This is a genomic window from Acinetobacter sp. 243_ASPC, from assembly GCF_001054715.1.
GTDB classification, from domain to species: domain Bacteria; phylum Pseudomonadota; class Gammaproteobacteria; order Pseudomonadales; family Moraxellaceae; genus Acinetobacter; species Acinetobacter soli.
In genome coordinates, this window is the sequence record NZ_JVOR01000046.1 from 1 (window position 1) to 21,349 (window position 21,349).

23 protein-coding genes and 1 riboswitch are annotated in these 21,349 nt (G+C 45.5%); of the genes, 12 read left to right on the plus strand and 11 right to left on the minus strand.

Going from position 1 to position 21,349, the window contains the following annotated elements; all coding sequences use genetic code 11:
• The 3 genes from ADA42_RS04715 to ADA42_RS04725 form a co-directional block, all read left to right on the plus strand.
• On the plus strand, positions 1-870 hold an 870-nt coding region (locus ADA42_RS04715; protein WP_048763877.1), incomplete at its 5' end, for an AarF/UbiB family protein.
• Between the two features lie 85 nt (positions 871-955).
• Entirely contained in the window at positions 956-1,204 is a 249-nt protein-coding gene (locus tag ADA42_RS04720) for a type B 50S ribosomal protein L31 (RefSeq protein WP_004932625.1), read from the plus strand.
• A 236-nt stretch (positions 1,205-1,440) separates the two neighbouring features.
• Positions 1,441-1,773, plus strand: coding sequence for a HopJ type III effector protein (locus ADA42_RS04725; RefSeq protein WP_004932623.1), 333 nt, complete (start codon positions 1,441-1,443; stop codon positions 1,771-1,773).
• Between the two features lie 66 nt (positions 1,774-1,839).
• Here the strand turns inward: ADA42_RS04725 and metC are convergent, their stop codons facing one another.
• From metC to ADA42_RS04750, 5 genes are all read right to left on the minus strand, one after another.
• Positions 1,840-3,003: a cystathionine beta-lyase gene (gene metC, locus ADA42_RS04730; protein ID WP_004932619.1), complete on the minus strand. Its 1,164-nt coding sequence runs from the start codon at positions 3,001-3,003 to the stop codon at positions 1,840-1,842.
• Between the two features lie 297 nt (positions 3,004-3,300).
• A complete protein-coding gene (locus ADA42_RS04735; protein ID WP_004932617.1) occupies positions 3,301-3,771 on the minus strand; it encodes an Lrp/AsnC family transcriptional regulator in 471 nt (156 codons plus the stop codon).
• A gap of 183 nt (positions 3,772-3,954) precedes the next feature.
• Positions 3,955-4,368 (minus strand): GFA family protein, encoded by a 414-nt coding sequence (locus ADA42_RS04740; protein ID WP_004932613.1) that lies wholly within the window; start codon positions 4,366-4,368, stop codon positions 3,955-3,957.
• A gap of 79 nt (positions 4,369-4,447) precedes the next feature.
• Positions 4,448-5,653 (minus strand): TIGR03862 family flavoprotein, encoded by a 1,206-nt coding sequence (locus ADA42_RS04745; protein ID WP_048763879.1) that lies wholly within the window; start codon positions 5,651-5,653, stop codon positions 4,448-4,450.
• Complete coding sequence (locus ADA42_RS04750) at positions 5,643-6,281, minus strand: SAM-dependent methyltransferase (protein ID WP_414629810.1); 639 nt, start codon at positions 6,279-6,281, stop codon at positions 5,643-5,645. Before ADA42_RS04750 ends, ADA42_RS04745 begins: the two co-directional genes overlap by 11 nt.
• A gap of 98 nt (positions 6,282-6,379) precedes the next feature.
• Here ADA42_RS04750 and ADA42_RS04755 point away from each other — a divergent pair, with 98 nt between their 5' ends.
• Together ADA42_RS04755 and aroE are read left to right on the plus strand one after the other, a co-directional pair.
• A complete protein-coding gene (locus ADA42_RS04755) occupies positions 6,380-6,568 on the plus strand; it encodes a DNA gyrase inhibitor YacG (protein ID WP_004932603.1) in 189 nt (62 codons plus the stop codon).
• Positions 6,569-6,644: 76 nt separating this feature from the next.
• Positions 6,645-7,445, plus strand: coding sequence for a shikimate dehydrogenase (gene aroE, locus ADA42_RS04760; RefSeq protein WP_048763883.1), 801 nt, complete (start codon positions 6,645-6,647; stop codon positions 7,443-7,445).
• 98 nt (positions 7,446-7,543) lie between these two features.
• Here the strand turns inward: aroE and tusA are convergent, their stop codons facing one another.
• Positions 7,544-7,801 (minus strand): sulfurtransferase TusA, encoded by a 258-nt coding sequence (tusA, locus tag ADA42_RS04765; RefSeq protein ID WP_004932596.1) that lies wholly within the window; start codon positions 7,799-7,801, stop codon positions 7,544-7,546.
• A gap of 187 nt (positions 7,802-7,988) precedes the next feature.
• On the opposite strand from tusA, the gene ADA42_RS04770 reads away from it, so the two are divergent.
• Both ADA42_RS04770 and lnt read left to right on the plus strand, forming a co-directional pair.
• Complete coding sequence (locus ADA42_RS04770; RefSeq protein ID WP_025095328.1) at positions 7,989-8,828, plus strand: HlyC/CorC family transporter; 840 nt, start codon at positions 7,989-7,991, stop codon at positions 8,826-8,828.
• Positions 8,825-10,387 (plus strand): apolipoprotein N-acyltransferase, encoded by a 1,563-nt coding sequence (lnt, locus tag ADA42_RS04775; protein ID WP_048763886.1) that lies wholly within the window; start codon positions 8,825-8,827, stop codon positions 10,385-10,387. Before ADA42_RS04770 ends, lnt begins: the two co-directional genes overlap by 4 nt.
• Positions 10,388-10,427: 40 nt before the next feature.
• Here the strand turns inward: lnt and ADA42_RS04780 are convergent, their stop codons facing one another.
• The 3 genes from ADA42_RS04780 to gspF form a co-directional block, all read right to left on the minus strand.
• The gene (locus ADA42_RS04780) at positions 10,428-10,772 is read right to left on the minus strand and encodes a hypothetical protein (RefSeq protein ID WP_039909751.1); all 345 of its coding nucleotides are present in this window, start codon (positions 10,770-10,772) and stop codon (positions 10,428-10,430) included.
• Between the two features lie 262 nt (positions 10,773-11,034).
• Entirely contained in the window at positions 11,035-11,556 is a 522-nt protein-coding gene (gene gspG / locus ADA42_RS04785) for a type II secretion system major pseudopilin GspG (protein ID WP_004943896.1), read from the minus strand.
• Positions 11,557-11,580: 24 nt separating this feature from the next.
• A complete protein-coding gene (gene gspF, locus ADA42_RS04790) occupies positions 11,581-12,786 on the minus strand; it encodes a type II secretion system inner membrane protein GspF (protein ID WP_048763890.1) in 1,206 nt (401 codons plus the stop codon).
• A gap of 138 nt (positions 12,787-12,924) precedes the next feature.
• Here gspF and ADA42_RS04795 point away from each other — a divergent pair, with 138 nt between their 5' ends.
• The 5 genes from ADA42_RS04795 to ADA42_RS04815 all read left to right on the plus strand — a co-directional run bounded on the left by ADA42_RS04795 (position 12,925) and on the right by ADA42_RS04815 (position 19,509).
• Positions 12,925-15,156, plus strand: a complete 2,232-nt coding sequence (locus ADA42_RS04795; RefSeq protein ID WP_004943903.1) for a primosomal protein N' — start codon at positions 12,925-12,927, stop codon at positions 15,154-15,156.
• Positions 15,157-15,228: 72 nt separating this feature from the next.
• Positions 15,229-17,070: a monovalent cation:proton antiporter-2 (CPA2) family protein gene (locus tag ADA42_RS04800; protein ID WP_004943905.1), complete on the plus strand. Its 1,842-nt coding sequence runs from the start codon at positions 15,229-15,231 to the stop codon at positions 17,068-17,070.
• Positions 17,071-17,120: 50 nt separating this feature from the next.
• Positions 17,121-17,996 (plus strand): Hsp33 family molecular chaperone HslO, encoded by an 876-nt coding sequence (locus ADA42_RS04805; RefSeq protein ID WP_004943908.1) that lies wholly within the window; start codon positions 17,121-17,123, stop codon positions 17,994-17,996.
• A 200-nt stretch (positions 17,997-18,196) separates the two neighbouring features.
• Complete coding sequence (locus ADA42_RS04810; protein ID WP_004943911.1) at positions 18,197-19,138, plus strand: DnaJ C-terminal domain-containing protein; 942 nt, start codon at positions 18,197-18,199, stop codon at positions 19,136-19,138.
• A gap of 11 nt (positions 19,139-19,149) precedes the next feature.
• The gene (locus tag ADA42_RS04815) at positions 19,150-19,509 is read left to right on the plus strand and encodes a chaperone modulator CbpM (RefSeq protein WP_004932565.1); all 360 of its coding nucleotides are present in this window, start codon (positions 19,150-19,152) and stop codon (positions 19,507-19,509) included.
• On the opposite strand, the gene crcB is transcribed toward ADA42_RS04815, so the two are convergent.
• Both crcB and ADA42_RS04825 read right to left on the minus strand, forming a co-directional pair.
• Complete coding sequence (gene crcB, locus ADA42_RS04820; RefSeq protein WP_004943914.1) at positions 19,497-19,880, minus strand: fluoride efflux transporter CrcB; 384 nt, start codon at positions 19,878-19,880, stop codon at positions 19,497-19,499. The genes ADA42_RS04815 and crcB overlap by 13 nt on opposite strands.
• 65 nt (positions 19,881-19,945) lie before the next feature.
• Positions 19,946-20,012, minus strand: a riboswitch (Fluoride riboswitch).
• 58 nt (positions 20,013-20,070) lie between these two features.
• Positions 20,071-21,294, minus strand: coding sequence for a CorA family divalent cation transporter (locus ADA42_RS04825; protein WP_004943916.1), 1,224 nt, complete (start codon positions 21,292-21,294; stop codon positions 20,071-20,073).
• Between the last annotated feature and the right edge of the window lie 55 nt (positions 21,295-21,349).

Genomic DNA, 21,349 nt, shown 5'->3' on the forward strand with positions numbered 1-21,349 from the left:
GGGCAGGAGGTTGTGGTTAAGGTTCAGTATCCCGGCGTAGATGAAGCCTGTGAAAGTGACTTGAAACAGGTACGTCTGGCTTTAAGACTCATGGGCGTGATTAAAATCGATAAAAAGCTTCAGGACAAACTGTTTGCCGAAATTCAAGAAAGCTTATCTGATGAGCTTAATTACGAAATTGAGGCACAAAATCTTGAAGTTTTTAAAACTTTTCATCAGTCGCTAGACGCCAAAGTGGTCATTCCTAGCGTATTTAAGGCATATTCGACCCGACGCGTCTTAACTTTAAGTCTTGAGCATGGTGAGTCGCTTGAAACCGCAAGCACTTGGCCACTTGAAGTGCGTAATACACTGGCTCGTCGATTGATTCGCACCCTTGGGCAAGAAATGTTTTACTTAAAACGTTTTCACTGCGACTCTCATCCGGGTAATTTTGCTTTTCGACCAGATGGTACTGTGGTGATTTATGATTTTGGCGGTGTTAAAACCTTAAGTGTCGAAATTGTAGAACATTTTAAACAACTCATTTATGCTGCACGCAAACACAATATTCCTGCCATTGAAGATCATTTGGAGGCATTACAAGCACTTGCCATCAAATCTTCTTTTCCTGAAGAGCTCTATATTCAGTGGATTGATGTGCTGCTGCGACCCTTAACTCAACCTTATAACTTTGCAGAAAATTCTGCCTATCATGACAGCGTCACACTGGTTAAAAAGTCGTTAAAGTACTGGGATGTATTTCGACCGTCGCCCGACACCTTGATGGTCAACCGCACGATTTCCGGACATTACTGGAATCTCATTCATTTGAAAGTTGAAGACAACCTCAACGATTTGTTTGAAGAACTGGTACCCAACCCCAGTTAACAAATTTTAAGCAGAGCATACATTGACTGAAACATTTGTTATAATATAACATTACATAATTATTGGTTAATTATTCGAGGTCGACATGCGTTCAGGTATTCATCCAGAGTATCAACAAGTATTGTTTCATGACACCAATGCTGATGTATATTTTTTAATTGGCAGTACACTTCAAACCAAACAAACACGTGAGTACCAAGGTAAGGTCTATCCATACGTGACCTTGGATATTTCAAGTGCCTCACATCCGTTTTATACCGGTGAAGTACGTCAAGCCAGCAATGAAGGTCGTGTTGCGAGCTTCAACAAACGCTTCAAGCGCTTTAAACGTTAATTTTATTTTAAGTTTATCGCGTTAAGGTGAAAAGAATTCGAAGCCTAAGGATCTATCTCCTCCACTTAGGCTTCTTTTTTTGTGTCCAGATTCTGTGTATAAGCTCATTGTTATCCACAGCACTTTATGGCTTCATGTCGCCATGAGCGATCTCATTTCTCGATTTAGCATTTAGTTGCTGCTTGCTTCAATGTTATGCTTACAACCCTTTACGGCAGATATAATGAGGGAATCTTATGTCTCAGGCATTACTTCAACAGTTACAAAATGGCGAAGCCAAATTTGCAGATGTCTTGGCTCATATTGAAGCACATTTTGTTCATACCCCAACTGCATTTCAAAATGGCGCGCAGTCTAATGCCGCAACAGAAAATCAAGGGAGTGCCAAAGTACTGTCTTATGCAAAAATTGAAGGGCTGAATCAGGCAGATACGTTAAGCTTGTTTGCAGAGCATTATGCTGCCGTTTTAAATACTCCCGAAGGGACAGACCATCAAAATATTCGTCAGTTTATGCAACATGGCTGGGATGGTGTGGCTTTTGAAGGTAAGGCACTTCAGGCCAAATAAGTCTTTTTAGATTTTGATTATTCCCCAACAAAGCATTAGGGAATAATCAAATGATTCGAAACAGGCTTAAAGCGCATCGGCAAAATCAAGTGCCTGTTCCAGATCTGCAATTAGATCATCCAGATGCTCAAGCCCCACATGTAGGCGCACCAAGTAACCCCCTTCTTGTACCGAGCTTTGCGTGCGATGCGCCACTCCCACAGGCAAGATCAGGCTTTCAAAGCCTCCCCAAGACAATCCAATGTGAAAAAAGTTTAAGGCATCAAAGAAACGTGCAACATAAGTAGGATCTGAGCGCTTGAGATAAAAAGAAAATAATCCGGTCGCGCCCTTAAAAGATTGGCGCCATATTTCATGCCCCGCTGCGTGTTCAAGCGCAGGATAATTAACACGGCCGATACTGGCATGTGCACTTAAATACTGCGCCACCGCCAGACCATTTTCATTATGCTGTTTTAATCGTACTGCCAGACTGCGTAGTCCACGTGAAGCCAGATAAGTATCATCTGGACTGGTGGTTTCACCAAAGCTATACACAACACGACTCAGTTGTTCGATCGAATCGGCGTTGGCCGTTGCAGTGCCCATCAAAATATCTGAATGCCCTCCAATATATTTGGTCACCGACTGAATCGAAACATCCGCACCCTGTTGTAGTGGCTGAAAAAATAATGGCGTTGCCCATGAATTATCGACCAGTACTTTGGCATTTTTTTTGTGGCTTAGTTCAGAAATTGCAGCCAGATCGGTCACTTCAAAGGTCATGGAACCCGGAGACTCGATATACACCACAGCGGTTTTGGTTTGTAATTTTTGTGCAAATGCTGCTAAGTCGCATGGATTAAAATACTCAACCTCAACGCCCATACGAGGTAAGATCTGATCGGCAAAACTACGCGTCGGGCCGTACACATTATCGGCCATCAAGACATGATCACCCGCTTGAACAAAGGCGGTAAGCGTATGTGTACATGCAGAAAGCCCAGAAGGAAACACCAGACAGCCAGCACCGCCTTCGAGTGTATTGATTGCACTTTCAAAAGATTTAGTGGTTGCAGCGCCGTAACGACCATAATGCCGATAACCACCACCATTTTGCTTGTGCTGCTCCCACTCTTCAAAACTATTGACCAAAATGGTCGAGCCGCGATACACCGGTGTATTCACAAGCCCGTCAAAGCGATGCGGTGTTCTTCCTAAATTGATGACATCGGTACATACATGATTCATTTCGATACCCTTTTGATTATGTAGTTCTTTTCGACAACATCATCATAATTAAGCTCGATTGAATTTTGAGTTTAAAAAAAATATCAGTTTCACTTCAAATTAGAATTTTATTTCACTTTCATAGATTAAAAAGAAATTATGCTCCATATTTATTCTGCTATTGTGGATTACATCCTTTTGTCTGACATTTTTAACGATGTTGATCATCGGCATATATCTCACCTATGTTAAGTTTCAATGGGCTTATATTTTAGTTGTGATTAAAAGAATAGGCAGATAACTCAAGTCGCATCGATATTAGAAATAATTGAGTGGCAAACGCGTGGTGTACTTGATCTGCTCCATCGCAAAGCTTGAGCTAATATCGGCTAAACCCGGAATCTGAATCAGTCGTTTATACACCCGATCATATTCCATCACATCTGGCACCGCCACTTTAAGCAAATAATCGGTTTCGCCTGCCATTCGATATACCTCAAGAATCTCATCGATGGTATGGATATGATCGCGAAACTTTTGAATCCATTCCATATTGTGCTGTGCAATCTTGATAAACACCATGACGACCACATTGATATTGAGCTTCTTACGATCCAGTAAGGCCACTTTACCGTAAATAATCCCTGCTTCTTCCATTTTGTGAATCCGGCGCCAGCATGCGGTATTACTCAGCCCCACCCGATCGGCAATATCACCAATGGCGCATGTACAGTCTTGTTGGAGAAGTTCTAAAATTCCGCGATCATATTTATCAAGTTGAACATTCATAGTATCGGTGAAGAGGCAGTGAAAAGTTATGCCATCAATGTAGCGAAAAGTGAAATGGAATTCTATTTTTCTGTGATTAAGATTAATACTGTTTCTGAGTCAAATTCAATCTATGTGTGAAGTACACCGCACAAACCTCATAATCCATGCACGGTGCATAATGACTCATCTATCGTGCGCTGCTTATGGGCGCTCGGCATATTGAGGCAGATCATCTTGAATACTGTCCCACTCTGCTTTATGCGCTGCAAAAATATGCATACTCGGTTTTTGCTCGATTTTGGTATCGAGCGTTCCAATACGCAGTCGGTGATATTCTGGTGTATCGGTTTTAATGCTCATGATGGGTGAACCACATTCACTGCAAAAACAACGCTGTGTGGTGGGCGTAGACTGATATTTCTTAAGAAGATGCTCACCTTGAACAATCTTAAAATCATCAATGTGTACTGGCGCATTGGTGGCGTAAGCCGTACCGTTGGCTTTACGACAGCGCTGACAGTGACATTCGATAATCTCACCGATTCCACGGCCTGAAATTTCATAACGAATGCCCTGACACAAACAACTGCCGGTCAATAGCGCTGTATTTGACATGATGATGCTCTCCCTGTTTGCATTGATTTTTCAACCAAACTAACAGATTTTTCAGCTGAGTAACATCACGACTTTCTGCTTATTGAGCCCCCAAATACGCATGTACACCCTGAGCAGCCGCCCGTCCTGTGGCCAAACAAGCGGTCAGTAGATAGCCACCAGTAGGTGCATCCCAATCCAACATTTCGCCACAGGCAAAGGTGGCCGTTGTGTCTTTTAGACGGAGCGTTGAATCCAGCGCATCTCGTGCAATCCCGCCAGCACAGCTGATGGCTTCTTCAATCGGACGAAAACCTTGTACACAAATTGCCAGCTGCTTAATGTGCTGTGCCATTTTCTGTGCGTCATTCCAGTCGATTTTGGGTACCACATCGCGGATTAAGGCAATCTTGGTTTTATCCAGTCCTGCTTTTTGCCACACGGTATTGAGTGATTGCTTATTGCCTTGCTGGAGTTTTTGTAAAATTTGTTCCACACGCTGGTCTGGCAGCAAATCTAGATATAAAAAGCTGGAGTTTTGAGATTGCATTGCTTCACGCAAATCACGATTACAACGATAGACCAAACCGCCTTCCAAGCCATAATGGCTGATGACCATTTCACCAAACTGTGGCGCTCGACCATCAACCCACGCCTGAATACGCTTTAACGGTTGCCCAAAAAGAGGAGCAAGATAGGCCGACCAATTCACCAGTACACCCACATTACTGGCCTGAAAAGGCTGAATCTGCTCTGGTTGCAACCACGCTTGCCATTTTCCATCGCTACCCAATTGCGGCCATGAAACGGCGCCGCAGGCCAGAACCACCGCATCGACCAGAACAGTACGATGCTGTTGCCGCTGGATATCAACCACTGAAAGCTCAAGATCAGACACATTGATGACTTCATGGCGATAGCGAAATGTCACGCCACGATCTTGTAAACGCTTCAGCCATGCCCGCAGTAAGGGTGCGGCTTTCATTTCATTGGGAAAAATCCGCCCGGAACTGCCGACATATGATGCAATCCCCAGCTCCTGCATCCAAGTCTGAATCTGCTGTGCATGAAACGGCCGGATCATTGGCTCAAGCCAGTCGGTATGATCATAGCGTGTTAGAAAGGTATCGAGTGCTTCAGCATGACTGATATTGAGTCCGGTTTTCCCTGCCATCAAAAACTTGCGCGCTGCAGACGGTTTTTGCTCATACACTGTGATGTCGTATGTGCCAAGTGCCGACAGAACCTCGGCACAGGCCAATCCGGCAGGCCCGGCACCAATAATCGCAATCTGCTTATTCGGCATGATTTTGACCCAATAACGGCATAAACTGGTCAAAGCGAGTTTGATACGCCGCGGGCTTGGTGATCACCAGTTGCTGGCACAGCTCGCCGCGTTGTAAATATTTAATCTCAAAATGCGTGCGTGCAGAGTCAGACGCAATGATTTGTTTTTCATAAGGTAACTGCCACAGCTGTTCAAGTTGCTGAGCGGCTTCGTCGATATACTCTGGAATATTACTGGCCAGTGTAAGTGTGCCTTCTGGCTGTATGCGTGACAGTAAAAACTCGAAGAACGGCATATTTAGCCAGCGCTGTGCTGGATTATGCGGCTCTGGGTTCGGATATAAAATAAAGGCCTGTTCAACTTGCGCCGGATACAGTGCGTGCACAATCCAAGGCAATGCATCGGCATGTATAGGCGTTAAATGCGCACGCGCATGTAGTTCTTGCTGCTTTTGCATCGCCAAAAATTTCTCTTTGGTTCGTTCAATGGCCACCAAATGCCGCTCTGGATGTTGCTCGGTAAACAACATGGCATGCTTGCCCTTACCCGCCCCGATTTCGAGACACAGTGGCATGTTGGCCACAGGAGTAAAAGCACGAGGGGCTTGCATACGCTGAGCCTGAAATTGACGTATCGACATAATCACAGCAAACTATTTAAACTTAATCGTGAAATCAGGCATAAGTCTAACAACTCATCATGACTTTGCCTAACATCTTGATGATGAATTTAAGGAATTCCGGTATGCCACGTACATTTCCCTGCCCGCGTTGTGGACAACCCTCACACTGGGAGAACAACCCGTTTCGTCCCTTTTGTTCAGAGCGCTGCAAGCTGATTGATTTGGGTGCATGGGCCAGTGAAGATTATAAAATTCCAACGCAAGATTCACCCAGCTCCGAGCAAAAACATCCAGACGATTATGACGATTGATGTGCTTTAGATCGTCTTAAAGTTTAGGGATTTTTCACGTATAGTGAAGCCATTTTGACTTTCATGGATGTCTTGCATGACCAAGCAGTTTGCTGTAATTGGTAATCCGATTGAACAATCTCGCTCGCCCGAGTTGCATCATGCCTTTGCAGAAAAGCTCGGCATCACGCTGCACTACAGCAAACGGCTGGCCGCACTGGATGGCTTTGAGGCCTCGGTGCGTAATTTTTTTGAAGACGGCGGTGTGGGCATGAACGTCACCGTACCCTTTAAGGAACAAGCCTTTGCACTTTGTGATGTCTTGACTGAACGCGCCAAAACCGCAAAAGCCGTGAATACACTCTGGATGCAAAACGGAGCATTGCATGGTGACAATACTGATGGTCAGGGTTTAGTCGATGCCATTCGTGCGCTAGATTGGCCATTAGAAAAAACGCGTATATTAATTCTGGGCGCAGGCGGCGCAACACGTGGTGTGATTTATCCGCTGGTACAAGCAGGTGTGAAGGAAATAACCATTGCCAACCGAACACTTGAACGGGCTGTTCAACTGGTCGAAGATTTACATGATGCAGTCGCGCCGGCACAACTTAACGTCATGGCGCTGGATCAACTTGCTGGCGATTTTGATCTGGTCATCAATGCGACATCGGCCAGTTTAAGTGGCGATGCTCTACAATTGCCCGCTGCCCTTCGTTTTGATTATGCTTATGAAATGGCCTACGGCAAAGCATCAAGCTTTTTAGAACAAGCCGAGCAGCGTGGCGTGCCGAGCACAGATGGCTTTGGTATGCTGGTGGGTCAGGCCATTGAAGCGTTTTCGATTTGGCACGGCGTAAAACCTCAGCTTAAAGATTTTTTATCTAAGTCTTCTTGATCGAAGCATAGTGTGACCATGCGCCGCTTGACTCGGCGCATGCCATCACCTCAATAATCCACATCCCAAATCGTGTAAATGGTCATTGGAACGCTGAATTAGCCTTTTTGAATCAGATAACGATATGCTTTGAGTGCTTGATCATCTTGTGTTTCTTCTTGCAGTAACAGCTCGTGACCCAAGTGCATACAAAATTTTGGAATATCCCACGACGTTGAAGGATCGGTTGCCAAAACTTCAACAATATCACCAGATTTAGATTTACGAATTGCCTGATGCAACATCATGACCGGTTCAGGGCATCGTAAACCACGCGTATTCAACTGAATGGCCGGGGTAAAATCGCGTGCTGACATGCGTACACTTCACTTCAAAAAACAGACCATAGTTTAACATAAACCGACATGGAACCCGAAATTCGGCAAATTTGATCCATCAAGCTGAATCATTTACTTTTTCCCGCCGATTGGATGATGCATAAGCATATTTTCTTCGGTATGATAAAAATTCATTTACTAGCATAAAGAGTCTTTAGGAAAGATTATGCACGAGGAATCAGGCCCATCGTGGGGAATGCGCGGTTTACGAAAATGGCTGGGAACTGCGCCAGAAACACGCGATGAACTGCTCAAATTAGTTCAAGATTCACGTCGTTTTTTAGAACCTGATACGGTGGCGATGCTAGAAGGTGTTCTTGATCTTCCCGCCACAAAAATTCGCGAAGTCATGACCCCTCGTACGTCCATGATCAGCTTACAAGAAGATGACCAATTACTCGACATCTTGCATGTTTTGATTGAGTCGGCTCATTCCCGTTTTCCGGTTTTTTCATCGGATCAGCCCGACAATGTGGTCGGGATTTTACTGGCCAAAGACCTACTGCCGTTCTTGACCGAACCAACTGCCATTGTCGATATCCGCGCTCTAATGCGTCAGCCACTGTTTGTGCCGGAAAGTGCCCGCTCGGACCAAGTGCTACGCATGCTCAAACATACCCAAACCCATATTGCCATTGTGATCGACGAATACGGCACGACGGCAGGTTTGGTCACGCTTGAAGATATTTTAGAAGAAATTGTGGGTGAAATCGAAGACGAGCATGACAATGTCGATGAAGAAGCCCAGTACATTGTACCTGACAGCAATCACACCACAGCCAACTCGTGGATAGTGCAAGCACTTACACCAATTGAACATTTTAATACAGTTTTAGATGCTGATTTTTCTGACGATGAAGTAGAAACTGTGGGCGGTTTATTGCTTCAGGAAATTGGACTGGTCAGTGATTTACAAGGTCAGGTAATTGAGCTTGATAACTGGCAGTTTACAATTATTGAAGCAGATGCACGCATAATTCATCTGATTCGAGCTGTACGTAAATGAGAGCATACTTTAGTCAGCTGCTGGGATCATCCCGGCAGCAAAAACAGCTTCCCTTTATTTTTCCCTTACTGATTTCTCTTTGTTCTGGCGCAATTTTTAGCCTTGCCCTTGCACCTTATTACTATTGGTGGATTGCGATTTTATCGCCAGCCCTTTTGTATGCGGTATTGCATGGGCGCTCAGCGAAACAAGGCTTTGCCTTAGGTTGGGCTTATGGATTCGGGCTTTGGTTTGTTGGGGCATTTTGGCTGTACACCTCCATTCATGTCTATGGAGATACCAATGCAGCCCTGAGTGTGCTGATGATTGCCGTGATGGCCTTGGTGATGGGCCTGTTCACAGCGGTTCAAACTTGGCTTTATCGTCGTTTTTTTCCGGAAACTCCCCTCACCTTCGCTCCGCTCTGGATTGTATTTGAATGGGCAAAGACTTGGGTATTTACCGGCTTTCCATGGCTATTTGCAGGCTACGCCTTTACCGAGCGTTATCTCGATCACTATGCACCCCTCTTTGGTGTATTTGGGGTGTCGTTTGTGGTGATTATACTGGCCTGTGCCTTGGTCGAGTTACTCAAACGCCGTATTTTCTGGCTGATTCCGGCTGCCATTTTGCTGGTGGGCGCATGGGGTGCCTCTAAGCTGCAATTTGTCGAGCCAAAGAAAACAGCACCCTTGTCGGTTTCCCTGATTCAGGGCAATATTCCGCAAGATTTAAAATGGCTTACCGAATATCAGCTTAAAACACTGATGATTTACGCCAATCTGACCCGAAGCGAATGGGGCCGAGATCTGATTGTTTGGCCAGAATCATCTATCCCGATGTTTCAGACCGACATTCAACCGTTTTTAGATGCCATGAACCAGCAAGCCAAGGCCAGTGGTTCTGCATGGGTGACCGGCATACCGTACTGGGATCTTCCTGCATCGCGTCAGGCCCAAACACCGCTGTATTACAACAGTATTATGGCCTCAGGTTCCGATGCACACGGATTGTATAAAAAGCAGCGTTTGGTGCCCTTTGGAGAATATATTCCGCTTTCTGGATTATTAAGCTGGGTGCTACCGGCACTACAAAATGATCCCTCGATGAGTGGATTTAGCCGCGGACCAGACAATCAAAAACCGTTAATGATTAAAGGTCATTCACTGGCTGCTGCCATTTGTTATGAAGTGGCCTATCCAAACTTGACCCGTCGCAATGCTGAAAATAGTGACTTTTTGATCACGGTATCGAACGATGCATGGTTTACTGGTACGGCTGGCCCGTTACAACATTTGCAAATGGTACAAATGCGTGCCAAAGAAAATGGTCGCTGGTTTATCCGCGCAACCAACACTGGTGTAACCGCGTTTATCGATAGTAACGGTCATATTGTTGAACAAGCACCTATGGATCAGGCAGCCGTATTGCGTGGTGAATTGCCTGCAATGCAAGGTGAAACGCTGTATACCCGCCTAAGTGACTGGCCAATTTTAATCTTTTCTGGATTATTATTACTTTTGGGCTGGTTTTACCGACCGCGTAAGCCTCAAGATGTTTCTTACAAATCCAGACGCTAAACACCAGCCGAGAAGACATTCTCGGCTTTTTTTATATTCTCTAAAGTGACAGACGGATGAAGCTCATATACGCCATCATGCCTGCGAGCGTCATCATCGGTACCTGACGGTAAATTCGGATGAGTTGAGTTTCTAAAGGCGAGAGGTTTAAATGCGCCAAGGAAACCACAGTCAGTTGCAATGCATTGAAAAAGGTCACCAGCCATACTGAACTCAAAACACTAATACTTAAAAAAGCCACCATGATCTGGCTACTGGCATCGCTAAGCGACCAAAGCGTGATTGCACTTTGACTAAGCGGCAGAAGACTCAGCACAAAACATAGCGCCTTAAGCACAGACCAATGCAATTGGTTCACTTCATCGGATAAGAACAATGCTTTCATACTGATCGCCCCCATTATGTTTAATTTATTTTCTTTTGTCATTATGCGTAGTTTTTATCAAATAAAAAGCTGAATCTTTCTAACTGCTTGTTTTTCTTGTAACTATCCAGTTTAATAATAATTCTTATTATAACTCTCATATCTTAGTTATTATATTTTTAATTAAATAACAGCAACTTAAATATTTAACAATAACTAATAGCGATTATCACTTCACCTATGACTTATTTTAAGCCATAAGTGAAGAACATCATTATCTTAATTATTTTTCAGCATAATAAATATCAGCATCATTTCCTTCGCCACCGGCTTTACCATCTGCACCAAAAGAATATAAATCGTAGGCACGTCCTTCAGTACCCGGAATCACGTATTGCAAATCATTGTCCCAACTGTCCTTCGGATAGCCGCCTTTTACATAACCACCCGGCAACCAGTTTTTCGCAGTTGCAGGCTGATTCACCAAGGCATCTAAGCCACCTTCTTGCATGGTTGGAAAATGGCCATTGTCGAGCTTGAACTGGTCGAGTGCACCTGCCACCCCTTTTAACGTAATTTGCGTGGTATCGACTTTAGCCTTTTCTCCACGGCCCATGACGTTAGGTACAATCAGTGCCGCCAGCACACCCAAAATCACAATCACCACCATGACTTCGATTAAGGTAAAACCAGAGGCACGCTTCAGGCGTGGTGCACGCAATGCAGACGCCGACAGGCCTTGAGAAAGAACCGCAGAGGTATTGTCCTGCTTTGAATCGTTTAATCGTGTCTGTTTTAATTCCATATTCATCTCTAGTTTCAATCGTTTTTAAATCATATTATTCATATTGACAATCGGTAGCATCACCGCAATCACAATCACCAAGACAATCGCAGCCATGAGAACGAGCATTAATGGCTCAAGCAAGGCCAGCATTGTCGAAATAAATGTAGACACTTCACGGTCTTGCATACTCGATGCGCGCTCCAGCATGCGATCCAGCTCGCCAGATGCTTCACCACTTCGAATCATTTGTACCATCATTGGCGGGAAATAACCACAGCGCTCAAGCTGGGTAGCAAGGCTGCCACCCTCGGTCACTTTTTCTGCTGCCAAATTAATCGCATCTCGAATAATCCAGTTACTGCTGACAGCCGCACCGATACGTAGCGCATCTACCAAAGGTACGCCGGATCGAGTCAAAATCGACAGCGTACTTGCAAAACGTGCTGCGTTTATACCACGTGATAATTTACCAAATAATGGCAATCTGAGCGTTAAGCGATCAAACGCATAATGTCCTGCACTGGTTTTAAGAAAACGTACAAACATCACAATACTCAAAAAGCCAATCACCAGCATAAACGGCCATGCCTGACGAATAAAATCACTGGCATTCATCAGCGCCACAGTAATCCACGGAAGTGCCTGTTTGCTCTGATCGAAGGTTTTCACAATATCTGGCACCACATAGGTCATGAGTCCCATCACAATCGCAAATGACATCAGCATTAAAATGATCGGATAAATCATGGCCCCTTGTACTTTCTTTTGCATGGCAAAACGGTTTTCGGTGTAGTCCGAGAGCTGGTCTAAAATCAGATCCAAATGTCCAGATCGTTCTCCGGCCGCAATGGTCGCAATATATAAATCTGGAAAACGCCCCGACTGCTGCATACCTTGCGCTAGAGAATGCCCTTCTAGTACTTTAGAGCGCACCGACAACAATAAATTTTGTACGTGGATTTTTTCACTTTGTTTGGCCACGGCTCTTAAGGCTTCTTCAAGCGGAATCGCAGCCGCCACCAACACGGAAAGCTGACGGGTCATTAAGGCCAGATCATAGGCAGTAAATTTCTTTTGAAACCATGCACGCCCCTGTTGCTTGTCTTTTTTTTCTACGGGATCGACTAGAATGGGTGTCCATTCACGGTCACGGAGCTGCTGGCGAATTTGGCGCGCAGAATCACCCTCCAAAACACCTTTGTGTTGTTTTCCAGCGGCATCAAGCGCCGTAAATTGATATGCAGGCATGGTGGTATTTTAGTTTTTCCCAAAAAATCGTGTTGATGTAAATACGTCGTGTTAAATCCAGCATGATTGATTAAGCACCTCAGACATGCTCAGTTTGAGTATAATGCGCAAGATGATCCATAGAGCGACTCCATCTTGATGCACACTACGCCACCTCAGCCCCCTCAAGACATTTTCCGTGTTCGTGTGGCCGTTCCTGTGCATTTATACGATACCTTCGACTATAGCGTAAGCGCAGCAGATTATGAACAGGCAGCGATCGGTGCACGCGTTTTAGTCTCGTTTGGCCGTCAGACACTGGTCGGTATGATTACTGAAAAACTGGCGCCTGATCTGCCACTCGATCCAAGATTTCAATTAAAACCGATTCAGGCTTTACTGGATCAATCACCGATCTTAGACCAGAAAGTTTTAAAATTATTGACATGGTCGGCGCAATATTACCAATTTCCTCTAGGCGAAGTGATTCAAACGGCATTACCCGGTTTGCTACGTCAAGGCAAGGACGAGGATATCCTGACGCACATCTGGCGCATCGCGGCGCATCCCGACCCAGACGCAAAACTCAAGCGTTCGCTCAAACAGTTTGAAGCCTATCAAATTCTCAAGCTGCATCCAGCCGGCACCACCGAGACCATTTTAAATTTAAGCGGCGTCGATACCGCGACCCTTCGGGCTTTACAAAAAAAAGAACTGGTGACTTGCACACAGGAAATCCAAGATTTCCGTCCCACGCCGGTACAATTGGCACAAATGCCATTAACTGCCAATCCAGACCAGCAGCATGCCATTGAACGCGTTATGGCACATTTGCATGCCTACCGCGCCTTTTTACTCGATGGGCTAACCGGCAGCGGCAAAACCGAAGTGTATTTGCACATCATGCACGAGGTGCTCAAGCAAGGTAAACAGGTGCTGGTGCTGGTGCCTGAAATTGGTCTGACACCACAAACCATTGCCCGATTCAAATCCCGATTTCACTGTGATGTCGCGTTGCTGCATTCAGGTTTAAACGATTCCACGCGCTTACAGGCTTGGCAACAGGCCAAAATGGGCAAAGCCTCAATTATTTTGGGCACGCGGTCTGCAATTTTCACCCCTTTACCGCATTTGGGATTGATCATTTTAGATGAAGAGCATGATCTTTCTTTTAAGCAGCAAGAAGGCTTTCGCTATCATGCACGCGATGTAGCACTGTATCGTGCGCATCTGGAAAATTGTCCGATTATTCTTGGCTCTGCCACGCCCAGTATCGACAGTTATCATCTGGTCGAACAAAACAAACTTGAATTACTTGAGTTAAATCAACGTGCTGGTGTGGCATTAATGCCTAAAGTACACTTGATCGACTTAAAAGTAGCCAAAAAGCAGCACGGATTGAGCCAAAAGCTGATCGAACAAATCCAGCACACCCTCAAGCGCCAAGAACAAGTCCTGATTTTTTTAAACCGACGTGGCTATGCCCCCGTACTGGTCTGCGAAAGTTGCGGCTGGCAAGCCAATTGTCCACATTGCGACGCACATTTTACCGTACATACCCAACCCTATACCTATCTGCACTGTCACCACTGTGGCACTATTCAGCGCATGCCAGAGGCGTGTTTGGCCTGCAATCACCCGACCTTAAAAACCTTGGGCATGGGCACTGCCAAAGTCGAAGCGCATTTGACCGAACTCTTTCCTGAGCATGATGTGATTCGGGTCGATCGTGACAGTACCAGCCGAGTCGGCAGCTGGCAAAAAATTTATGACCGAATCCAGCAAAACAAGCCGATGATCTTACTCGGAACCCAAATGCTGGCCAAGGGTCATCACTTTCCGTTTGTGACCTTGGTGGCGATTTTAGATATCGATGCTGGCTTACTGAGTGTCGATGTCCGTGCGCCAGAACGCACCGCTCAATTGATTGTTCAAGTTTCGGGACGGGCTGGTCGCGGTGAACATAAAGGCGAAGTGTATCTACAAACCCTGCGCCCCGATCATCCAATGCTAACAACGCTGATTGAAAAAGATTATCGTGCCGTTGCCGCCGAAATACTCAATGAACGTCGAGTGGCGTTGTTGCCCCCTTATCGCTATAGCGTGTTGATCCGCTGTGAATCCAAAGATCGTGAATACAGTCAGGCGTTTTTACAACAAGCCGCAGCACGTTTCTTACAACAGGCAGGCAGTGTGGCCGAGATCTGGGGGCCTATTCCCGCGCCAATGGAACGAAAAGCAGGACGTTATCGGGCACATATGGTGATTTTGGCGCAAGATCGGGCGCGCTTACATTTCTTTTTACGTTCTTGGTGGGCCGATACCGTACAGCAACCGCGCCAGCATCAATTACGGCTTTCGATTGATGTCGATCCGCAAGAATTTAGCTGATGGCTTAATGTTCATGGCTGAAAATGCTAGAGTTAAACCTTTACTTAGCCCCCAACGCATTCAGAGTTTTCTATGTCACTGTTGCTACAAATCACGATTTTTCTCGGTGCCGCATTACTCCTGGTGCCGCTAGGTAAACGTTTTGGTATTGCAACCGTCATTGGTTATCTGTTGACCGGTATTGTACTGGGTCCGCATGTTCTGAATGTTGCAACCGATGCCAAAGCCATCATGCATATGGCTGAATTTGGCGTCATTTTACTGATGTTTATTATTGGGCTTGAGTTACGCCCGCAGCGCTTGTGGCAAATGCGTCACTCGATTTTTGTGATGGGCAGTACGCAGGTGATTCTGACTGGCATGGTGTTAATGGGGCTGGTGTTTTTGGTCTTTAAGCAATCGGTGACCAGTAGTTTTGTCATCGGATTTGCGCTGGCGCTGTCTTCGACCGCGTTTGTGCTGCAATTGCTGGCAGAAAAGCAGCAACTCAACACCACTTATGGTCAGCAGTCCTTTTCTATTTTGCTGTTTCAAGATATCGCAGCCATCCCCCTTTTAGCCGTTATTCCACTTTTAACCGGTAGCTCAACCACGCACCATGGTATTGCCTACTTTGCTGCGATTTTGGCCACCTTTAGCGGCTTATTTCTATTTAGCCGTTTTGTGATGCGGCCCTTTTTTCGTTTTGTTGCCAAAAGTGGTGCGACAGAGCTGATTACCGCAGTGGGCTTGTTCATTGTGCTGGGCGTGGTGCAATTGATGGAAATTTTAGGTATCAGCACTACACTTGGCGCATTTTTGACAGGTGTTCTGCTGGCAGACTCAGAGTTTCGTCATGAACTTGAAGCCAGCATCGCCCCTTTTAAAGACTTGCTTTTAGGGCTGTTCTTCATGACAGTGGGCATGACCGCACAACTGACGCTCATGCTGCATATGCCAGAAATCATTATTGGTTCGGCACTTGCGCTGATTGTGATAAAGGGCGTGTTACTGATGGGTATCGCTCGTTACTTTAAATACAAGTGGAACAACAGCCTGATGCTGGCAGCCTGTTTGGCTCAAGGGGGTGAGTTTGCATTTGTGGTGCTGAGCGTTGCACAAAGCGAGCAGGTTTTGACTCAGGCCATTGTTCAGCCTGTAGTGCTGATTGTCACCTTGTCGATGGTGCTGACGCCACTCTTTTACGCCTTGATTCAGCATGTTGTTATACCAAGACTGCAACAGGACACCACGCCAGAATTTGACGAAATTCCAGATCAGTCCCCCCCTATGATTATTGCGGGCTTTGGTCGTTTTGGTCAAATTATCGCTCGAAATGCACGTATCAATCAGATTGCCTTTACTGCCATCGACAACAATTTACAGCAGATTGATTTTGTCCGACGTTATGGTGGCACCTTATACTATGGTGATACCACCGAACCGGAAATTTTACGTGCTGCGGGTATCGAAAAGGCGAAGGTCTTTGTTTTGGCAATTGATGACGTCGAAGACAGCATGAATGCCGCACGCCATATTCGCTTGAACTATCCCGATATTCATTTGCTGGTTCGTGCCCGAGATCGGCACCATGTGCATTTATTGCGTGATCTGGGCGTAAGGCACATCTGGCGTGAAACGTATTTATCGTCTTTGGGCATGGCACATCGGGCGCTCAATCTATTGGGGCTGTCAGAGCAGCAAGCCAGTCAAAATATTCAAGTGTTCCGTGATTATGATGAACAGTTGCTGGAGCAGCAGCAAAGCATCTATCACGACGAACAGAAAGTTTTTGAAACACATCGCAATGCAATGGCTGAACTTGAACACCTCTTCGACAGTGATCAACGCCATCAAGATGAATACCCCGAACACAATCGTGAAAACAGACACGAAAATCATCGTATTGATGTTACACAAGATGATCGTCACTGACTTGTGTTTTACAATATTGACACCATTAAGACAGGGTTATGGAGAAAAATATGTCTGATTTACGCCAACGCTTTTTTATTGAGGACTGCCCTGTTCGTGGAGAAGTCGTACATTTAGAAGAAGCATTACAAACCATTTTGGCTCAACGTCCCTATCAACCTGCTGTGCAGGTGTTGCTTGGGGAAATGTTAAGCGCAACGGCACTTTTGGCCAGTACCCTCAAAATCAAAGGTCGTATCAGTTTACAAATTCAGGCCTCAGGCACGTTTCGCTGGGGAATGGCCGAGTGCAACCATTTGGGTGAAGTGCGTGCTTTGGCAGACTATGAAAATGATCCACATTTTGAGCAGGCACAAGACAGTAGCGTGGTACTGAGCACACTGCAAAATCCAGTGCTGTTTATTAATATTGAGCCAGAATTTGGTGAGCGCTATCAAGGGATCGTACCGCTCGATCAGCCAACCCTCGCAGGCTGCCTGATGCAGTACTACGATTTGTCGGCCCAGATTCCGACACACATCGTGCTGGCAACGACCGCCGAGCGTTCGGGTGGCTTACTCATTCAGCTGTTGCCGCGTAACAACGAAGAAGAGCAACAACTGATTGATGAAGACATCTGGCCACGCCTGATCATGCTCACAGGAACGCTAAAAGCAGACGAATTAACCGATTTGCCAGCCAATGAAATTTTGTACCGTTTGTACAATGAGGAGCAAGTACGCCTGCCTGAGCAAGAACAGCTAAAGTTTGGCTGCACCTGTTCAAAAGAACGCTGTGCGGCTGCCCTGCAACAGATCGGGGTAGATGCGGTGCGTGAAACATTGGCTGAACAAAATCCAATACAGATGGATTGTCAATTCTGCCAAGCCCGCTATACCTTTACCGCAGAAGAGGCTTTAGGCCTGTTTGGTGAACATCTCAGCTAAATACACAGATCAACGCAGACGCATTTTCTAGCGATCTGGATGTTGTGATGGCTTGGTTTAAACAAACCTGAATCGTCTTAGAAGATGATTCGGGTTTTTTATTGCCAAAACCCAACAGTTTCATATTACAGATGACTTGAATTGAATGAGTAAATCGCCGTATAACACAGTATAAGTCACTTATAATTAAGACACCGTACATGGCCAAGAACTATTATGAAACGCTCGGTGTTTCGCGAGATGCGACACCTGAAGAGATTAAAAAAAGCTATCGAAAGCTGGCACGCAAGTATCACCCCGATGTGAGTAAGGAGCCAGATGCCGAGGCGCAGATGCAAGCGCTGAATATTGCCTATGACACGCTAAGTGATACTGAAAAAAAAGCAGAGTACGATCAGCAACTTGATTATCCTCAAGGCTTTTCTGGTTTTGGGCAAGGTGCTCAAGGCAGTGCGGGTTTTGATGGTGGATCATTTTACCAGCAAGGTCAGGGCGCTGACTTTAGTGGCTTTGAAGACTTATTCGGTCGTTTTGGTGCAGGCTTTGGTGGTGCCAATCACCAATATCAGCGTCAGACGCACCGCTTTCGTGGTGAAGATCAACATGCACGAATCGAGGTAGATATTGAAGTGGCTTACCATGGCAGTACTCAAAATCTCACCTTACAAATTCCAACTTTAAATGCTTATGGCGAGGCAGAAGTACAACGTAAAACCTTGCAAGTGAAAATCCCCAAAGGCATGAAAGAAGGCCAGCAAATTCGCTTGAATGGTCAGGGCCAAGCTGGGATAAACGGCGGTGAAAATGGCGACTTATACCTCGAAATTCACTACAAAAACACCCCACAAATGCATGTTGAGGGTGCTGATGTTTATCTCACAGTCGATGTGGCACCGTGGGAAGCAGCACTTGGGCAAAAAATTGAGGTTCAAACTCCAAGTGGTCGCGTTAGTGTCAATATACCGAAAAATTCCAAAACTGGTCAGCAGTTGCGTTTAAAAGACAAAGGGATTCCCAATAAAACGCCCGGACATTTGTATTTAATGATCAATCTGGTTTTACCCGAAGCACAGACCGAAGCCCAACACAGCGCCTATGAAGCACTTGCTCAGGCATTTTCTTCATTTCAACCCCGTCGATAAGGAGCCAGCTCATGTCTAAAATTCATTATGTGGAAGTGATTTGTCAGAATGAGACCACCGCCGAGATTATCGATGAGCAACGCGGACTCAATTTACAGCAGTTTGCACAGGTCTGTGGTCAAAGCCCAGAATGGGTGCTGCAATTGATTGACTATGATATTTTGCTGGTGGGACATCCCGATCAACATCAGTTTTTGGGAGAGGATGTCGCACGGGCGCGCAGAGCCTATCGTCTGCAACGTGACTTTGATGCCAGTTTATCGGCGGTGGCACTGATGCTGGACTTACTTGATGAAGTACAACAGTTGCGCCATGCTGTCCGGCATCTGACGCCTCCTTCAGACCAGCAAACAAACCGTCATGAATGCTGACTGATCCACTGATAGCTGAGTAAACCAAGTACCGTACAAAGGAGTGATCCCAGCACATGAATCAAGATCAGGCCAATCGCCCAGCTGTATTTTTGCTGCTGAAGCAGATCGATTACTTCGGCAGAAAAGGTCGAAAATGTGGTCAATGCGCCGCAAAAGCCTGTAATAATAAATAACTTATAATTGGCACTGATCTGCGCATGTGCAAAAAAGGCGATGGCATAGCCGATAATAAAGCCGCCAACCAGATTGACCAGAATGGTGCCTAAAGGGAAATACTGTAAAGTCGGATTAAATTTAAGCCCAACGAACCAGCGAATCCATGCACCAAGCACAGCGCCACAAGCAATTGAGAGTAAAGATGAGTACATCGGCATGCTCCAATATTTTTTTCATGCAGAGCACGCACAATATGCCTACGCCCCTGCTGAAAAGAGGTAACGTAGACATCATTAGCCAGAATGGCGGTTTTTGCGAGGAGGAATGTCATCTCCTGTGTGCTCAGTTTAGTCTAATCTTGGCTTGATGTGAAGCAGTTGCGCCAAGCCTCTTCAAGCGGTTTTATTTCAATTTGGTTATTTTTTCAACTTCTTTCAGGGTTTGTTTGATGGGTTCATAATCTAGAAACCAGAACAAATTCATATTACGCTGCCGTTTTTGATGTGCCAGCATTTCAATGACGCTTTTTTCACCACGCCCCACCAAATGCTGTCGATAAAAGTAATACAAAAGCAAAAGTGTGCTGAGCAACATCGCCGCCAGCATCATCCAGAATCCTTCGGGAGATTTTAAGCCGGGAATAAACTCAAAATTCATACCATATACGCCGGTTAGAAGCGTCAATGGCGCAAAAACGGCGGTAATAATGGCCAAGATCCGCATATTTTCATTGGTTTGATTGGCAATCGCATTAAAATGCAAATCGATGGCCGACTGAATTGCGGCACGTAATCTGGAGGTGTGTTTTTGCGTGCGCTCAATATGACTCACCAGATCGTTCATTCTAACCAATAGTAAATCTGGCGATTCCGAGGCGTGTTGACCCATCAGATGATGATAATTTTCGACCAGTTCGTCTCGTAGCTCCTGTAAAGTTTCAATCTGCTCCTCACACAGATTTTCGACTTGCTGAAATGCCATGTTTTCTTGAAACAACTGTGGCCATTGGTGAAATCGTTTACGCCCTTGCAACAGCTCACGCTGCCAGTGTTCGACCCGACGCGTGAGCGGTGTACGCAAATCCAGATAGGCATCAATCATGCTATTGAGCATGCGCAGGGTTAAATCGATCGGTGTCGAAGGCAACTTGCGTGGCTTGTTTTGATCACTGATATCGCGCTGTACAATCTGTTCATAACGCTGCACATAGGCATCCATCGCCTTATTGCCTGTCTCACGGATACTGATCAGCACGTCTTGCGAGATGATAAAACTGATCGGGGTTGTGGCTAAACCAAATATACTTTCATGTACTTCTCCGGTCACTTCGCTGTTGCTGATCTGATCGTCAGGCGTAATGATTTTACGAAAAATCAGTAAATCATAATCGTCCATCGTGTCAAATGCACATGGATGATCGATATTTAAGATATCGCGAATATGAAATTCGTTAATAGAGAGACGAGTCAGGCCATTGATATTTTTTTGCCATTCCTCGGTTTGCATCACCACATCTTCACGAATGCAATCGACCCACATAAATGCCAGATGATGCTCGTCCTGAACCTGTTGGCTAATAAAGGCATACTGTTCAGCAGCATGCTTATAAACATAATAAATTTGCATGTGTACCCGTATTTTCGATGCGGTGTGGCATAGGTTGATGGTACTAAATCTAGCT

Excerpts from the sequence above, each read along its gene's own strand:
- ADA42_RS04720 (WP_004932625.1), top strand. The coding sequence starts at position 956 with ATGCGTTCAGGTATTCATCCAGAGTATCAACAAGTATTGTTTCATGAC.
- ADA42_RS04725 (WP_004932623.1), top strand. The coding sequence starts at position 1,441 with ATGTCTCAGGCATTACTTCAACAGTTACAAAATGGCGAAGCCAAATTT.
- metC (WP_004932619.1), bottom strand. The coding sequence starts at position 3,003 with ATGAATCATGTATGTACCGATGTCATCAATTTAGGAAGAACACCGCAT.
- ADA42_RS04735 (WP_004932617.1), bottom strand. The coding sequence starts at position 3,771 with ATGAATGTTCAACTTGATAAATATGATCGCGGAATTTTAGAACTTCTC.
- ADA42_RS04740 (WP_004932613.1), bottom strand. The coding sequence starts at position 4,368 with ATGTCAAATACAGCGCTATTGACCGGCAGTTGTTTGTGTCAGGGCATT.
- ADA42_RS04745 (WP_048763879.1), bottom strand. The coding sequence starts at position 5,653 with ATGCCGAATAAGCAGATTGCGATTATTGGTGCCGGGCCTGCCGGATTG.
- ADA42_RS04755 (WP_004932603.1), top strand. The coding sequence starts at position 6,380 with ATGCCACGTACATTTCCCTGCCCGCGTTGTGGACAACCCTCACACTGG.
- aroE (WP_048763883.1), top strand. The coding sequence starts at position 6,645 with ATGACCAAGCAGTTTGCTGTAATTGGTAATCCGATTGAACAATCTCGC.
- tusA (WP_004932596.1), bottom strand. The coding sequence starts at position 7,801 with ATGTCAGCACGCGATTTTACCCCGGCCATTCAGTTGAATACGCGTGGT.
- ADA42_RS04770 (WP_025095328.1), top strand. The coding sequence starts at position 7,989 with ATGCACGAGGAATCAGGCCCATCGTGGGGAATGCGCGGTTTACGAAAA.
- lnt (WP_048763886.1), top strand. The coding sequence starts at position 8,825 with ATGAGAGCATACTTTAGTCAGCTGCTGGGATCATCCCGGCAGCAAAAA.
- ADA42_RS04780 (WP_039909751.1), bottom strand. The coding sequence starts at position 10,772 with ATGAAAGCATTGTTCTTATCCGATGAAGTGAACCAATTGCATTGGTCT.
- gspG (WP_004943896.1), bottom strand. The coding sequence starts at position 11,556 with ATGGAATTAAAACAGACACGATTAAACGATTCAAAGCAGGACAATACC.
- gspF (WP_048763890.1), bottom strand. The coding sequence starts at position 12,786 with ATGCCTGCATATCAATTTACGGCGCTTGATGCCGCTGGAAAACAACAC.
- ADA42_RS04795 (WP_004943903.1), top strand. The coding sequence starts at position 12,925 with ATGCACACTACGCCACCTCAGCCCCCTCAAGACATTTTCCGTGTTCGT.
- ADA42_RS04800 (WP_004943905.1), top strand. The coding sequence starts at position 15,229 with ATGTCACTGTTGCTACAAATCACGATTTTTCTCGGTGCCGCATTACTC.
- ADA42_RS04805 (WP_004943908.1), top strand. The coding sequence starts at position 17,121 with ATGTCTGATTTACGCCAACGCTTTTTTATTGAGGACTGCCCTGTTCGT.
- ADA42_RS04810 (WP_004943911.1), top strand. The coding sequence starts at position 18,197 with ATGGCCAAGAACTATTATGAAACGCTCGGTGTTTCGCGAGATGCGACA.
- ADA42_RS04815 (WP_004932565.1), top strand. The coding sequence starts at position 19,150 with ATGTCTAAAATTCATTATGTGGAAGTGATTTGTCAGAATGAGACCACC.
- crcB (WP_004943914.1), bottom strand. The coding sequence starts at position 19,880 with ATGTACTCATCTTTACTCTCAATTGCTTGTGGCGCTGTGCTTGGTGCA.
- ADA42_RS04825 (WP_004943916.1), bottom strand. The coding sequence starts at position 21,294 with ATGCAAATTTATTATGTTTATAAGCATGCTGCTGAACAGTATGCCTTT.